Genomic DNA, 14,281 nt, shown 5'->3' with positions numbered 1-14,281 from the left:
AAAGGGGCATAAACGTCATCAGGGAGAAGGTGAAGGAGTTCGCGAGGACGAAGCCCGTCGCCGGGGCGAGCTTCAAGATAATCTTCCTCGATGAAGCTGACGCCCTCACCCAGGACGCCCAGCAGGCCCTCAGAAGGACGATGGAGATGTTCTCGAACAACGTGAGGTTTATTCTCAGCTGTGTAACCGGCGACACGAAGATATACACCCCCGACGAGAGGGAAGTCAAGATCAAGGACTTCCTGAGATTCTATGAGGACGGCCTCGTTAAGGAGGTCTCAAACAAGAAGGGAAGGGACACGGTTATAGCGGCGGTTGCCTTCAACTCAAAGATAATCGGCCACCCGGTCTTCAGGCTGACCCTTGAAAGCGGAAGGGTGATAGAGGCAACGGGCGACCACATGTTCCTGACTCCCTCGGGCTGGGCCCAGACCTACGACCTCAAGGAGGGCAGCGAAGTCCTCGTGAAGCCCACCTTGGAGGGTACTCCCTACGAGGTCAGTCCCGAGCCGATCATCGACCTCAGGGAGTTTTACGAGTTCACAACCAGGTTGGAGCTTGAGAACGGAAAGAAGCCACTCGGAGAGGCGAAGAGCTTCCGGGAACTGACTACAAAGGATAAGGAGAGAGTCCTAGCGAGGGCCCTTGAGCTGAAGGCGGAGATGGGGAGGGGCCTCACGGAGAGGGAAGCTGAAATACTGCGGGAAATTCCAGCGGAGTGGACACCGAGGGAGGAAATCCAGAAGAATGTGGGGCTCTCAAGGGTAAGGGTGAACCAGCTCCTCAAGAGCCTTGGGGAGAAGGGCTACGTTGAGAGAAGGATAGAAGGGAAGAGCCAGCTCGTAAGAAAGCTCCGCGATGGGGTTCCCCTCAGGAACGCGGCAGACGTCAAGAGGATCCTTGAGAGGGAGTTCGGGATAAGGATAAGCTATGGGGCAGTTAAGCAGCTCCTCGCGGGTAAACTCGACGGACCGGCATACCACCTGCTCCGTGAGGTTAAGGAGAAGTGGCTTGTCAGGTACGACGACGAAAAAGCTGGAGTCCTCGCGAGGATTCTCGGCTTCCTTCTTGGCGACGGCCACCTCGCCAAGGGTGGCACAAGAATATGGTTCAACTCCTCAAGGGAGGAGCTTGAGGCACTGGCGAAAGACCTCAGAATGCTCGGTCTAAAACCCTCGGAGATCATAGAGCGCGAATCCTCCTCCGAGATAAGGGGAAGGAAGGTGGAGGGCAAGATACACATGCTCTACGTTGACAGCAGGGCCTTTCACGCCCTCATGCGCTTCTGGGGTGTTGAGGTCGGGAACAAGACAAAGAAAGGCTACCGCGTTCCGGAGTGGATAAAGAAGGGTACCCTGTTCGTCAAGAGGGAGTTCCTGAGAGGCCTCTTCGCCGCTGATGGAACCAAGCCCTACCCCGAAAAGTACAACTTCAACGGGATAAAGCTTGAGATGCGCGCCGCGAGGGAGAGCCTTGAGAAGACCACCGAGTTCTTCAACGACCTGGCGGAGCTCCTTAGGGAGTTCGATGTGGACTCAAAGGTGATAGTGAGCCCGATGGGGGACAGGTTCATTGTGAGGCTCATCGTCACTCCTAACGACTCCAACTACCTGAAGTTCCTGACGAGGGTCGGCTACACCTACGTCAAGGACAGCTACGCCAGAGTTGCTGGAGAGTACCTCAGGATAAAGATGGCCTACAAGGAGATAATACTTCCTCAGATGGCGGAGGAGGCCGTGGAGCTCGCCGCAAAGACCAACCCAACTCATGCCGCCAAGATGCTTGGAGTTAAGAGGGACTTCGTCGTCAACAGGCTCAAAGGAGTCCACATCGGCCTGACGAGGGACTTCATGACCTTCGAGGAGTTCATGAGGGAGCGCGTTAGCGGGGACTATGTCGTGGAGAGAGTGGTCAAAAAGGAGGAGCTCGGCTACATGGACGTCTACGACGTCACCTGCGCCTCTGACCACAGCTTCATATCAAACGGCCTCGTGAGCCACAACTGCAACTACTCCTCCAAAATCATCGAGCCGATACAGTCGAGATGCGCCATCTTCCGCTTCAGGCCCCTCAACGACGATGCCATAGCGGAGCGCATAAGGTACATAGCTGAAAACGAGGGGCTCGAGCTCACGGAGGAGGGGCTTGAGGCGCTCCTCTACGTGGCAGAGGGAGATATGAGGAGGGCCATAAACGTCCTCCAGGCCGCGGCAGCGCTCGACACGAAGATAACCGACGAGAACGTCTTCACAGTGGCGAGCAGGGCAAGGCCCGAGGACGTGCGCGAGATGATGAAGCTCGCCCTTGAAGGGAACTTCCTCAAGGCGAGGGACAAGCTGAGGGAGATACTCCTCAAGCAGGGGCTCAGCGGTGAAGACGTAATCATCCAGATGCACAAGGAGGTATTCAACCTCCCGATAAGCGAGCCCAAGAAAGTTGCCCTGGCGGACAAGATTGGTGAGTACAACTTCCGCCTCGTTGAGGGTGCCCACGAGATGATACAGCTTGAAGCCCTCCTCGCTCAGTTCACTCTCATGGGTAAGTGATGCCTATGCTCCCGTGGACAGAGAAGTACAGGCCGCGGAGGCTCGACGAACTGGTTAACCAGGCCAAGGCACTCCCCAAAGTGAGGGAGTGGATGGAGAGCTGGCTCAGAGGAAGACCCAAGAAAAAGGCCCTCCTCCTCTACGGGCCGCCGGGAGTCGGGAAAACGGCCACCGTCTATGCCCTCGCCAACGAATACGGCTTTGAGGTTATAGAGCTAAACGCCAGCGACGAGAGGACGACGGAGAAGATAAAGCGCTACGTTGGAGCGGCATATACCATGGACGTCTTCGGCAGGAGGAGGAAGCTCATACTCCTCGATGAGGCCGACAACATGGAGTCAAGCGGCGCGGGGGAGATAGCGAGGCTCATTGACAAGGCCCAGAACCCCATAATAATGACGGCCAACAAATACTGGTTCGTCCCCCAGGCGATACGCAACAAGTCGCTCCTCGTGGAGTACAAGAAGCTCACTCAGAGGGACATTATGAAGGCCCTCTGGCGCATCGTTAAGGCAGAGAACCTCGAAGTCCCCGGAGAGGTGATAAAGCTCATAGCCCAGCGCTCCAACGGTGACCTCAGGGCGGCCATAAACGACCTTGAGACCGTGGCCTTCGCCCCGGAGGACGCTGAAAGCATCCTCGCATACAGAGACGTGGAGAAGAGCGTCTTCCAGGTTCTTGGGAGTATATTCGCTACGGACAACGTCAAAAAGGCGAGGATGGCGGCCTGGGGGGTGGACAAGACACCCGAGGAGCTGATGCTCTGGATAGATGAGAACATCCCCTACGTCTACGAGAAGCCGGAGGACGTTGCTAAGGCCTACGAAACGCTGAGCAGGGCGGACATATACTTCGGCAGGGCCAACAGGACAGGGACATACGGCCTCTGGAAGTATGCCATTGATCTGATAACCGGGGGAATAGCGGTCTCGGGAACCAAGAAGAAGGGGTTTGTTCGCCTCTACCCACCCAAGACGCTTCAGATGCTCAAAAACACAAGGGATGAACGCGGTCTCAGGGATGAAATCCTCCGCAAGGTAATGAAGAGGATGCATATGAGCAAGCTTGAGGCGATAGAGACCCTCGAGGTGCTCAGGGCGATATTCGAGTACAACGAGGAGATGGCGGCGCACATAACGGCCTTCCTCGAGCTCGGCGACAGGGAGCTGGAGTTCCTGGCCGGGAGCAAGGAGAGGGCCAAGAGCATAAAAGGGAAAGCCATGAATATCCAAAAGCAGGTTCGCAGGGAGAGGAAAATGGGCGAGCTCGAAACCTCCATCGCCCTCAGTGAGCGGAAGGAAGAAGAGGAGGAAGAGGAGGAGCTCACGAAGGAGGAGCTTGAAAAGGCGGACGAGGAAATCGAGGTAGAGGGCAAAGAGGAGAAGCCGAAGAAGGGCGGGAAGCAGGCAACCCTCTTTGACTTCCTCGGAAAGAAGAAGTGACCCTCTTCTTTTTTTTGTGGAGGTGAGATTATGAAGACCGAGATGAGCAGCGTTGACATACGCTACGCCGTTGAGGAGCTCAAGGCCATTGAGGGAGCGAGGGTTGATAAGGTCTACCACGATGGAGACATCTTAAGGATAAAGCTCCACAAGGCGGGGGAGGGGAGGAAGGACCTCCTAATACAGGCCGGAAAGAGGATTCACCTCACCACGTACATCACCGAAAGTCCAAACCCGAGCTCCTTCGCCATGCTGCTCCGCAAACACCTGAGCGGTCTCTTTCTTGATGGCATAGAGCAGCACGACTTCGACAGGATTGTAAAGCTCCGTTTTGGTGAGTACACGCTCGTGGCCGAGCTCTTCAGGAGGGGGAACGTTGCTTTTCTCGACGGCGAGGGGAAGATCATAGGGGCCCTCCGCTACGAGGAGTTCAAGGACAGGGCCATAAAGCCCGGGCGCGAGTATGCCTTCCCCCCGGCAAGGGAGAGCCCCGTTGACGTTACATGGGAGCGTTTCCTCGAGCTCATCCGGGAGGAAGAGGTCGAGATTGTGAGGGCCCTCGCGAGGAGGTTCAACATGGGCGGCCTCTTCGCGGAGGAGATACTCCTGAGGGCTGGCGTAGAGAAGACTAGGAAGGTTCCCGAGCTGGGGGAGGATGAGCTGAGAAAAGTTTACGATGCCATGAACGGGCTCTTCAATGCCCCCAAAAGGCCCCACATTCTCTATAGGGACGGAGAGCCGGTGGATGTCCTGCCGATTGAACTCCTCCAGTATGAGGGCATCGAGAGGAAATACTTCCAGACCTTCAGCGAGGCCCTCGATGAGTATTTTGGCAACATAACGGTTGAGGAGGCCAAGAGGGCCCTGACCAAACGCCTTGAGGACAGGAAGCGCTCCATCCTCCACACGCTGAAGAAGCAGGAGGAGATGATGAGGGGCTTTGAGGCCCAGGCGAGGGCCAACCAGGAGCTTGGCGACCTCATCTACGCCCACTTCGCCCTCGTTGAGCGCCTGCTCGGCGAGTTCAGAAAAGCGGTTGAAAAGCTCGGATGGGAGGAGTTCAAGCGGAGGATAGAGGAAGGGAAGAAAGCGGGCAACAGGGTTGCCCTCATGGTCAGAGGGATTGACCCAAAGGACAAGGCCGTCACGATCGAGCTCGACGGGAAGAAGGTCCGCCTCCACCTTGACAGGAGCATAGGGGAGAACGCCGAGGTTTATTACGAGAAGGCAAAGAAGGCAAAGCACAAGCTTGAGGGGGCAAAGAAGGCCTACGAAGAAACGAAGAGAAAGCTTGACGAGGTTGAAAAGCTCATCGAGGAGGAGCTGAAGAAAGAAACCACGGTCAGGAAGCTCGAGAAGAGAAAGAAGAAGTGGTTCGAGAAGTTCCGCTGGTTCATCTCTAGCGAGGGCTTCCTCGTGATTGGAGGAAAGGACGCCACAACGAACGAGATGGTCGTGAAGAAGTACATGGACGAGGGGGACTGGTACTGCCACGCCGACGTTTACGGGGCTCCCCATGTGGTGATAAAGGAGGGCAAGAAGGCCGGTCAGAAAACGCTCTTCGAGGCATGCCAGTTCGCCGTTTCAATGAGCAAGGCCTGGAGCAGGGGCGTGTTCAGCGAGGATGCCTACTACGCCGACCCGAGCCAGGTGACGAAGCAGGCCCCCAGCGGAGAGTACCTTGGAAAGGGCGCCTTCATGGTCTATGGAAAGAGGAACTGGATGCACGGTCTGCCATTGAGGCTCGCGGTGGGAGTGATCGAGTACGAGGGTGAGAAGCTCCCAATGTGCGGGCCCGTTGATGCCGTTAAGGCCCACACAGACCGCTATATCGTGATACGCCCAGGGAGGCACAAGAAGAGCGAGTTCGTGAAGAGGATAAAGAAAATCCTGGAGAGGTGGGGTTACAAGGTGGCCGAGGAGGACCTAATGGCCATCCTTCCTCCGGGCAACGGAGAGGTTGAGAAGGTGGTAGGGGAGTAGCGCCGCCACCATTATCAGCCCGGCTCGCGGACGGGCACTCCCCTCCCTGATTTTTCAAAGAGATAAAATTCAGTAGCGGCGGGCCCCCATGAGGGGGTCGTAGTTGATGAAGGTCTCCTCCACGGGGAGTGCTTCCTCACCGCTCCAGTTCAGGGAATAGCCCTTAACGTCCCTGAAGAACTCTATGGCCGCCACCGTCGTGACGATGCTCAAACCTGCCATGACAACGCCAAACAGGAAGCCCCCCACGACGCCGGCCCCCATGAAGGCGAAGATCAGCAGGGCTATCCCCCCCACGAGGTAGCCCGCGAGCGATACGAGGAATACCAGCAGTCCGAACACCGCGAACTCCGCCTTGTTTTCCCACGCCGTTGAGAGGAGCCCAAAGCCCTCCCCTAAATCCTCCGTCCAGAGGTACGCGGGTATGGCTGTCTCAGCAATCCCAGCCATCCAGAGGCCGAGGGGAATGCCGAGGATTATCGCGAGGGCTATCCCGAGGCCGGGTATGACCGCCGTGACCAGTATTAGGGGGATTAGGGCGATAAGGAACACGAGAAGGTAAACGATGCCGTAGGCGATGCCCGCCACGAGGACACCGGGCATCTTTCGGAGGGCCTTCCTTACAAGGGGCCCCTCCTCAATTGGCTCCCCCTTCTCGAATTCCCTGTAGCGCTCCACGATGTATGGTGTGATGAAGAGTGCGGCAACGAAGAGGAGGAGAGATGCCACGAGCGTAAGCTTCCATGATACTGGTTCTGAGATGTGGCCCCTCCCGAGCTCCGTTGCCATGAGGTTCCCAAAGATGCTCCCAACGTCGTTCTTTCCCTCCCCGAGAACCTGGAGAGCGTAAGCCACTCCTATCAACGCCCCCGGGATTACGAGGGCTCTCCTCTCCTGCGTCAGGTAATCTATACCCTCACCAATGGCATCCATCGCTCCCATGGTACCACCGGTTGTAGAAATACGCAGGAACTTATAAGTTTTACTATTCATAGTGAGGTATGGTGGCAACAGTAAAGAGTCATCAAAAAAGGGAAAATGGTGCAAAAGTTTACGGCTTTTGGTTTATCATGCCCAGTATGTCGGTCTCCACGGTCTTTTCCACGGCGGATATCCTGATGGACTGCTCCTTTCCGAGGAAGTTGACCGTGAGCACTATGTCAGCCTTCACTGTGCTCTTCTCGCCGTGCTCTATGTGGCTCACCCACGCCTTTATGGCCCGGTTCGTATCGAGGCGCGTCAGAACTTCGGCCGTTGCCTCGCCCTTTGCCGGCAGTGTGAAGCCCTTCTTCAGCTGCCCCTTTGCAATCTCTATATCGTTAAGTGAGAGCGCGTAGGAAAGCTTCGGAACTGGCAGGGGGTAGGCGTTTGGGTTGTAGAGCTTTATGTTGCTGTGTATCTCTATGTAGTCCTCTCCGATGGCGCCCCAGCGTGAGGTTATGCCCTTTATCTCGGGCGTGATGAGGACACCTTCCTTTTCGCTCTGGGTCTGGATGTTGAGGTAGGAGAGGATGTCCGTGGTGACGTCCACGTTAAGGCTCTGGTGGATTGGAATTCCGAGTGCCTTCGCCTCAATCTCCACGGTGACCTCGCTCCGCTCCCCGTTCTCGACGTGCCTCTTGAAGGCCTCCACTGCCCTGTGGTTGTCAAGCACGAAGACGCCGTCTATTTTGCTCCCCATGAACCCGAGCTTGGCATTCTTTACCTCTCCAACCGGAACGCCCGCCACGTAGACGTGGATGGAGGTGAACGTTAGGGTAGCAGGAATCGGCTTGCCGAGGTCAATGTGAATCCAGAGCTCCGTGGTGTTCTCGTTAACATCCCCCCACTCGCCGCTGACCTTAAAGCTTGAGCCCACGGTGTAGAGGGCGTAGGCCAGATACCCTCCCCACAGGAGAAGGATGGCTATGATTATACCCACTATTTTTTTCAGGGCCATGACCACCACCAGAAGAATATTGCGCCGTTTTGTTTTAACCTTTTGCTATCCGTTGGAAAGGTTAGAAAAAGAAGAAATGAGGTTCATTCCTTGCGGTACTTGGAGAGGATTCCCACGATGGCCTCTCCCTCTTCGGGCGAGGGCATGTAGTCCTCCTTGGCGAAGATCACGCGGATGTCGAAGTAGTCCTCGGGCATGAGGTCGAGGAGCTTGACCGCGAGGCGCTCGGTCATCCAGTCGAAGGTCGCTATGAGCTCCTCCCTGGCCTTCTCGACGTCCTCTGGCTTTACCTTGCTGAAGCGCTCCGCGTGCTCAAGGCTCAATCTGGCCTCGTAGTTCAGGGGCTCCTCGGGGTTAACCTTAACGCCCTCTTCCCACGCCTTCCTTAGTATCTCCTGAACCTCCGCAAGGGTCACGTACTTTTCCCCAAGCTTTTTTCTCCCTATCATGGCTCTCACTTCTGAGGCCTTAGGTGAACGGGGTGTATGAAGAACGTCTTAACCTTGCCCCCGTCGGTGAGCTCCACAACGTAGGCATCTCCGCGCTTGCCGACAACGGTTCCGGTCCTTCCGTGGAACCTCGGGTCGGGCATTCCCTTGTGGTAGCTCGGCTCTATGACGATGTGAACCTTCTGTCCAACCTCAAACTCCTTGAGGAACTGGGTAACAGGGGGCATTCCCCTTCTCCTCGGGTGCTTGCTAAGTTTGCCCCTGGTCTTCCTCCTCGGGGTGTGTGCCTTCTTGACCATTTTCATTCACCTCTCAACATTTATAACGTCCAGTGCTTCACAAACGGCCTCTTTGGCCAGTATTTCCGAAACTGAAGGGCTCGTTCGCCCTCCATCTCCCGATATCAGCTCTTTTATGTAGAGTCCACCTTCGCAAAATATTCTCAGCCTGAGGTGGGTTCCATCAACCACTTCCCCACTCACTTTATAAACTTTTCTAACCCTCGTTAAGTCGCTCCGTCTTTTTAAAACTCTCCTCGGAGTTCTTTGATGAATCACGGCCCCGTTCAACACTTCCAGAACCTTCCTGAGGTCTCCCTCATCCGTCCCCTGCGGGACGTAAACGAGGGCCTCGTACTCCTTGTCGTGCCTCTCGCTCAGGACACCCTTCATCTCTTCCCCGCTGGAGTACCTGAGGCCAAAGACCTCCGCCTTGCCGCTCGCGTTGATTTCCCTCGCTATCTCCTCAAGCTCAACCCTCCGCCTGCGGGGATTCTTAACCTCCACAAAGAAGGGCCTTCCGGAACCGAGCATCCTCACGTCAACGTCCTCCCTTCCGGCTCCGTGGAAGACAGCCTTTCCACCGAAAGCCTTTGCAAATGGCCGCGTTATCATCGAGGCCACGCTCTCTTTGTAGCCTTTTAGGGGAGTTTGGGGTATCCCCCGGACAAGCTTCCGGTATCTGCCGTAAATGTAAACACTCCTCGTACGGATTTTCACCCTCCCGGAGTAGGGCTCAACCAGGAACGTCAGGTCGGGGTTTTTCCTCTCGGCCCTCTTCCCAAGGGCCCTTTCAAGCCTTTTTCCAAGTTCCCTGTTGAACTCGCGGTTTATCGGCTCTGAGGGGAGTCCTTCGAAAAGGGCCCCCTCCTTCTCAAGCACCTCCTCCGGAAAGCTTGAGCCGACCATGAAGCTCTCGAATTCATAATCCCTTGCCTTCTCGGTGCATTTTTCGGCAAGTTCATCAAGTCTCTCAAAAACCCCACCGCAGAGCCCACAAACTTCTGGTTCATCAAACTCTTTACCCTCCATGCTGAGGACGAACCGTATCGCCCTTCCCCTCTCCTCATTGGTACCCTTCCCGAGCTTCGCGAAGGCCCTTCCAAGGCAGTGGTTGCACAGTTTCTGTGTCTTCAGGAGCTCCTCGGCCCTTTCGAGTATCATCTCCCCCACCCGCTAACCTTTTTAACGTTCGCCCGGACTAACTACCATGATGACGAGGCGGCAGAGAATAATAAAGCTTTTGGAAGGGAGGGACTACAGCATCAGCGAACTCGCCGTCGTCCTCGAAATGAGGGGAAAAGGCACCAAAAAGATACTGCTGGAAGACCTGAGGGTAATCTCGAAAACGCTCAAGCGTGAGGGGAAGGTTCTCCTCATACAGCCGGCCATGTGCAGGAACTGCGGCTTCGTCTTCGAGCCGGAGATAAAGCTCCCGAGCAAGTGCCCGCGGTGCCACTCGTCATGGATAGATGAGCCGCGCTTCAAAATCGAAATCCGCTAACGTTTTAACGCTTCCCATGAACACTGATTGGAGGGTGGTAACGTGAGAAAAGTTGAGACTTTCATGAAGGAGAAGGACCTTTCACTCGGAGACCGCATCTCGGTCGTCAAGAGGGAAGGGGACAGGAGGATAAGGTACACAGGCATAATAATGCCGCCGTACGAGCTCTCTCCAGGGGAGACGCTCACAATTAAGCTCGACAACGGCTACAACGTGGGAATAAGGATAGACCTCATCGAGAGCGTCGAAATCGTCGAGAGGACCAGGCCCAAGGAGGAGGTTGCATTCAAGGAGGTCCTTCCAAGGAAGGAGGGCCTTCCTGGAGTAACCATCATCGGCACCGGCGGAACGATAGCGAGCAAGATAGACTACAAGACTGGAGCCGTCCACGCTGCCTTCACCGCGGAGGAACTGGCTAGAGCCGTCCCGGAGATCTTTGAGATAGCCAACATCACGCCCAAACTGCTCATGAACATCATGAGCGAGGACATGAGGCCCGAGTACTGGAGAAGGATAGCTCACGAAGTGGCGAGCGCGCTCAACTCCGGCGAGGACGGCGTTGTGATAGCCCACGGAACGGACACGCTCGCCTACACATCCGCCGCCCTAAGCTTCATGCTTAGGAACCTAACAAAGCCCGTGATACTAGTCGGCTCCCAGAGGAGCTCCGACAGGCCGAGCAGCGACTCAGCCATAAACCTCATATGCTCCGTAAGGATGGCCACCGCCGACTTCGGAGAGGTGGCGATAGTCATGCACGGCGAGACGAGCGACACCTACTGTTTAGCGCACCGCGGAACGAAGGCGAGGAAGATGCACACCTCAAGGAGGGACGCCTTCAGGAGCATAAACGACGTGCCCATAGCAAAGATATGGCCCAACGGCGAGATAGAGTTCCTTAGAAAGGACTACAAAAAGAGGAGCGACGGCGAGGTCTGGGTTGACGGCAAGATGGAGGAGAAGGTAGGACTTCTCAAGGTCGTCCCCGGAATGAGCGCCGAGCTCGTGGACTTCTTCGTTGATAAAGGTTACAAGGGCCTCGTCATCGAGGGAACCGGCCTCGGTCACACTCCCAACGACGTTATTCCAGCCATAGAACGCGCCACCCAGGAGGGCGTGACCGTCTGCATGACGAGCCAGTGCCTCTACGGAAGGGTTAACCTCAACGTCTACTCGACCGGAAGGAAGCTCCTCAAGGCGGGCGTTATACCCTGCGAGGACATGCTCCCAGAGACGGCATACGTGAAGCTCATGTGGGTTCTCGGCCACACCGACGACCCCGAAGAGGTCAGAAAGATGATGCTCACCAACTACGCCGGCGAGATAACGCCCTACACGAGGTTTGACACTTACCTGAGGTGATGATGGTGGGTATTAAGGCCATCTACAGAAACGGGGTGTTCAAGCCCCTTGAGAAGGTGGAACTGCCCGAGGGCATTGAGGTTGAGGTGATGGTGAGAAAAGCCGGCCCAATCCTGAGGAAGTACTCCGGAATCCTGAAGAAGAGCGACTACGACTGGGAGGCAGAGCCTCATGATGACTTTTTGAGAACTAACCTGGAGGTGTTGAGATGACAGATAAGTTCAACTACGAGGAACTCGGCCTCAAGGTCGGCCTTGAGATTCACAGGCAGCTCGACACGAAGAAGCTGTTCTCACCCGTGCCGAGCGAGTTCAGCGAGGAAGTTGACTTCACCTTTGAAAGAAGATTGAGGCCCACCATGAGCGAGTTGGGAGAGATTGATCCAGCGGCCCTCGAGGAGTTCAAGAAGGGGAAGTTCTACGTTTACGAGGGGAACTACGAGCTAACCGATCTTGTCTACATGGACGAGGAGCCGCCGAGGGGACCGGACGAAGAGGCCCTTAAGGTTACCCTCCAGATAGTCTACCTCCTCAACGCGGTTCCGGTTGACGAGGTTCACTTCATGCGCAAAATCGTCATAGACGGCTCCAACGTCTCCGGCTTCCAGAGGACGGCCATAGTGGGCATGGAAGGGAAGGTTGACACTCCCTGGGGCAGTGTTGGAATCCCGACGGTCTGCCTTGAGGAGGACGCGTGCAGGATTGTGGAAAGGGGCGAGAAGAAAGTAATCTACCGCCTCGACCGCCTTGGTGTCCCCCTGGTTGAGATAGCAACCACACCGGACATCCACCACCCGGAGCAGGCGAAGGTCGTGGCCAAGTTCATAGGCGACGCTTTGAGGGCCACCAGAAAGGTCAAGCGCGGTCTGGGGACAATCAGGCAGGATCTCAACGTCTCCATCAGGGGTGGGGCGAGGGTCGAGATAAAGGGCGTCCAGGAGCTCGACATGATACCTCTCATCATCGAGAGGGAAGTCGAGAGGCAGCTCCACCTTCTTAAGATAAGGGACGAGCTGAGGAAGAGGGGAGCTAAGCCGGAGGAGCTCAAGGAGGAGTTCCACGACGTGACGGATATCTTCGGGAACACAGGCTCGAAGATAATAGCGAAGGCCATCAAGAACGGCGGAAAGGTCCTGGCGGTAAAGCTTCCCAAGTTCCGCGGGCTGATAGGGAAGGAAATCCAGCCGGGAAGAAGGCTCGGAACGGAGATGGCGAACAGGGCAAAGAAGTACGTGCGCGGAATATTCCACATTGATGAATTACCGAACTATGGAATTACAGAATTAGAGGTTAATGCGGTTATCGAGAGGCTCGGCCTTGGCGAGGAGGACGCCTTCGTCCTCGTAGCGGCGGAGGAAGAGACCGCGAAGAACGCGCTCCGCGAGGTCATTAAGAGGGCCAGAGAGGCCATCGAAGGCGTTCCCGAGGAGACGAGGAGGGCCCTGCCGGACGGCAACACCGAGTACATGCGCCCGCTCCCGGGCAAGGCGAGGATGTACCCCGAGACGGACGTTCCTTCAATAGAAATAACCGAGGAGTTCAAGAGAAACATCCTCGAGAACCTGCCCGAGCTCCCGCAGGAAAGGGTCGAGAGGTTCGTTAAAGAGTACAAGATAGACAGAAGCCTAGCAGAGACGCTGGTGAACGACGAGCGCGATGAACTCTTCGAGGAGCTGGTTGGGAAGGGCCTCAAGCCCTCGCTCGTGGCCTCAATACTCGTGGTCGTTCTCAAGGGCCTCAAGAAGGAGGTTCCGATAGAGAACATAACGGAGGAGCACATAAGGGAGGCCTTTGAGCTCTACCTCGGCGGGAAGATAGCGAAGGAGGCCTTCGAGGAGATATTCAAGGAGCTCGCGGTGAACCCGACCAAAACCGCCGCCCAGGTCGCCGAGGAGAAGGGACTGACGCTCCTCAGCGAGGAAGAGGTGGAGCGGATCATCGACGAGGTCATCAAAGCCAACATCGAGGTCATAAAGACCAAGGGCATGGGCGCGATGGGAATGATAATGGGTCGCGCCATGGCGAAGCTCCGCGGAAGGGCGGACGGAAAGCTCGTGAACACCCTGGTTAGAAAGAAGATTCAGGAGATAGCGGGCTGAGCCCGCCTTTTTTCTCCCCACCCTATCGGCAACTCGTCGGTGCACCCATCTACTCTCGATAGTTGTAAAAGCGGAAGAGGTGTAGTGCATTTTTGTACATGCAAAACCACTTGAGAGTGCCCGATTGGCTGAAAAGAGCCCATTGAAGGGTTTTGTTTTTGCGGTAAACCCAGTTTAGTTGCCGGGGCCTGCACTCCTCCCCGAGGCTCTGAATTCCATGTAAGCCCTATCAACTCCCTCAAAACCAGTGAAAACTCACTCTTAAGCCGAGGATTAGCGGGATGCTGAAGAAGGGGGTAACTTAGGGGGCTCAGAAAGATGCCAGAAAAACCCCAGAAACCTCCCCCAGCTTCAATTCTCTTAGAGTCTTATTGCAACCGACGACTGGGGAGAAGTTCAGAAGCTATTGTTGTCAATGACTTTCAATTCTCTTAGAGTCTTATTGCAACTGGGCCGCTGGAGAGTTCTGCACCCAAGCGTAAAAGACTTTCAATTCTCTTAGAGTCTTATTGCAACCTGGACGACATGGAGGACCCGCGCGGGATTTTCCCCGCTTTCAATTCTCTTAGAGTCTTATTGCAACCGGCCCTACGCCGGGCGTTTAAGAAATCCCTCGACGCTTTCAATTCTCTTAGAGTCTTATTGCAACGCCCCTGCGTCGCTCAACTCCTGCAGGATTT

At 55.8% G+C, this 14,281-nt stretch carries 12 protein-coding genes and 1 CRISPR repeat array; of the genes, 7 read left to right on the top strand and 5 right to left on the bottom strand.

Annotation, left to right across the window (positions count from 1 at the left end):
* Nucleotides 1-8 precede the first annotated feature (8 nt).
* Genes PFER_RS12585 through rqcH form a run of 3 tightly spaced genes read left to right on the top strand, consistent with a single transcriptional unit; the run spans nt 9 to nt 5,971 of the window.
* The gene (locus tag PFER_RS12585; RefSeq protein ID WP_394296987.1) at nt 9-2,546 is read left to right on the top strand and encodes an LAGLIDADG family homing endonuclease; all 2,538 of its coding nucleotides are present in this window, start codon (nt 9-11) and stop codon (nt 2,544-2,546) included.
* Nucleotides 2,546-3,988, top strand: coding sequence for a replication factor C large subunit (locus tag PFER_RS00960; protein ID WP_048147902.1), 1,443 nt, complete (start codon nt 2,546-2,548; stop codon nt 3,986-3,988). Before PFER_RS12585 ends, PFER_RS00960 begins: the two co-directional genes overlap by 1 nt.
* A 30-nt stretch (nt 3,989-4,018) precedes the next feature.
* Nucleotides 4,019-5,971, top strand: a complete 1,953-nt coding sequence (gene rqcH / locus PFER_RS00955; RefSeq protein WP_048147901.1) for a ribosome rescue protein RqcH — start codon at nt 4,019-4,021, stop codon at nt 5,969-5,971.
* A gap of 69 nt (nt 5,972-6,040) precedes the next feature.
* Here the strand turns inward: rqcH and PFER_RS00950 are convergent, their stop codons facing one another.
* From PFER_RS00950 to PFER_RS00930, 5 genes are all read right to left on the bottom strand, one after another.
* Nucleotides 6,041-6,913, bottom strand: a complete 873-nt coding sequence (locus PFER_RS00950) for a hypothetical protein (RefSeq protein ID WP_048147900.1) — start codon at nt 6,911-6,913, stop codon at nt 6,041-6,043.
* Nucleotides 6,914-7,022: 109 nt separating this feature from the next.
* The gene (locus tag PFER_RS00945) at nt 7,023-7,910 is read right to left on the bottom strand and encodes an LEA type 2 family protein (RefSeq protein ID WP_048147899.1); all 888 of its coding nucleotides are present in this window, start codon (nt 7,908-7,910) and stop codon (nt 7,023-7,025) included.
* An 83-nt stretch (nt 7,911-7,993) separates the two neighbouring features.
* Complete coding sequence (locus PFER_RS00940) at nt 7,994-8,359, bottom strand: RNA polymerase Rpb4 family protein (protein ID WP_048147898.1); 366 nt, start codon at nt 8,357-8,359, stop codon at nt 7,994-7,996.
* A 5-nt stretch (nt 8,360-8,364) separates the two neighbouring features.
* On the bottom strand, nt 8,365-8,658 hold the full coding sequence (locus tag PFER_RS00935) for a 50S ribosomal protein L21e (protein ID WP_048147897.1): 294 nt from the start codon (nt 8,656-8,658) through the stop codon (nt 8,365-8,367).
* A 6-nt stretch (nt 8,659-8,664) separates the two neighbouring features.
* The gene (locus PFER_RS00930; protein ID WP_048147896.1) at nt 8,665-9,801 is read right to left on the bottom strand and encodes a tRNA pseudouridine(54/55) synthase Pus10; all 1,137 of its coding nucleotides are present in this window, start codon (nt 9,799-9,801) and stop codon (nt 8,665-8,667) included.
* A gap of 46 nt (nt 9,802-9,847) precedes the next feature.
* Between PFER_RS00930 and PFER_RS00925 the strand changes: the two genes are divergently transcribed.
* From PFER_RS00925 to gatE, 4 genes are all read left to right on the top strand, one after another.
* Nucleotides 9,848-10,141, top strand: a complete 294-nt coding sequence (locus PFER_RS00925; protein WP_048147895.1) for a transcriptional regulator — start codon at nt 9,848-9,850, stop codon at nt 10,139-10,141.
* Between the two features lie 63 nt (nt 10,142-10,204).
* The gene (gene gatD, locus PFER_RS00920) at nt 10,205-11,503 is read left to right on the top strand and encodes a Glu-tRNA(Gln) amidotransferase subunit GatD (RefSeq protein WP_211255069.1); all 1,299 of its coding nucleotides are present in this window, start codon (nt 10,205-10,207) and stop codon (nt 11,501-11,503) included.
* Nucleotides 11,503-11,715 carry an antitoxin family protein gene (locus tag PFER_RS00915; protein ID WP_048147893.1) on the top strand — a complete coding sequence of 71 codons (213 nt, stop codon included), beginning with the start codon at nt 11,503-11,505 and terminating at the stop codon, nt 11,713-11,715. Before gatD ends, PFER_RS00915 begins: the two co-directional genes overlap by 1 nt.
* Nucleotides 11,712-13,601: a Glu-tRNA(Gln) amidotransferase subunit GatE gene (gene gatE / locus PFER_RS00910; RefSeq protein ID WP_048147892.1), complete on the top strand. Its 1,890-nt coding sequence runs from the start codon at nt 11,712-11,714 to the stop codon at nt 13,599-13,601. The genes PFER_RS00915 and gatE overlap by 4 nt, the downstream gene beginning before the upstream one ends.
* Nucleotides 13,602-13,951: 350 nt before the next feature.
* Nucleotides 13,952-14,250: a CRISPR direct-repeat array (repeat unit 28 nt; unit sequence TTCAATTCTCTTAGAGTCTTATTGCAAC).
* Between the last annotated feature and the right edge of the window lie 31 nt (nt 14,251-14,281).

Origin of the sequence: Palaeococcus ferrophilus DSM 13482 (assembly GCF_000966265.1) — an archaeon.
GTDB lineage: Archaea > Methanobacteriota_B > Thermococci > Thermococcales > Thermococcaceae > Palaeococcus > Palaeococcus ferrophilus.
The sequence above is the reverse complement of the archived record's forward strand: the minus strand, read 5'-3'. Positions and strand labels throughout refer to the sequence as shown.

Coding starts and splice junctions, on each gene's coding strand:
- PFER_RS00915 (WP_048147893.1), top strand. CDS start 11,503: ATGATGGTGGGTATTAAGGCCATCTACAGAAACGGGGTGTTCAAGCCC.
- PFER_RS00950 (WP_048147900.1), bottom strand. CDS start 6,913: ATGGGAGCGATGGATGCCATTGGTGAGGGTATAGATTACCTGACGCAG.
- PFER_RS00935 (WP_048147897.1), bottom strand. CDS start 8,658: ATGGTCAAGAAGGCACACACCCCGAGGAGGAAGACCAGGGGCAAACTT.
- gatD (WP_211255069.1), top strand. CDS start 10,205: ATGAAGGAGAAGGACCTTTCACTCGGAGACCGCATCTCGGTCGTCAAG.
- PFER_RS00960 (WP_048147902.1), top strand. CDS start 2,546: ATGCCTATGCTCCCGTGGACAGAGAAGTACAGGCCGCGGAGGCTCGAC.
- PFER_RS00945 (WP_048147899.1), bottom strand. CDS start 7,910: ATGGCCCTGAAAAAAATAGTGGGTATAATCATAGCCATCCTTCTCCTG.
- gatE (WP_048147892.1), top strand. CDS start 11,712: ATGACAGATAAGTTCAACTACGAGGAACTCGGCCTCAAGGTCGGCCTT.
- PFER_RS00925 (WP_048147895.1), top strand. CDS start 9,848: ATGATGACGAGGCGGCAGAGAATAATAAAGCTTTTGGAAGGGAGGGAC.
- PFER_RS00930 (WP_048147896.1), bottom strand. CDS start 9,801: ATGATACTCGAAAGGGCCGAGGAGCTCCTGAAGACACAGAAACTGTGC.
- PFER_RS00940 (WP_048147898.1), bottom strand. CDS start 8,359: ATGATAGGGAGAAAAAAGCTTGGGGAAAAGTACGTGACCCTTGCGGAG.
- rqcH (WP_048147901.1), top strand. CDS start 4,019: ATGAAGACCGAGATGAGCAGCGTTGACATACGCTACGCCGTTGAGGAG.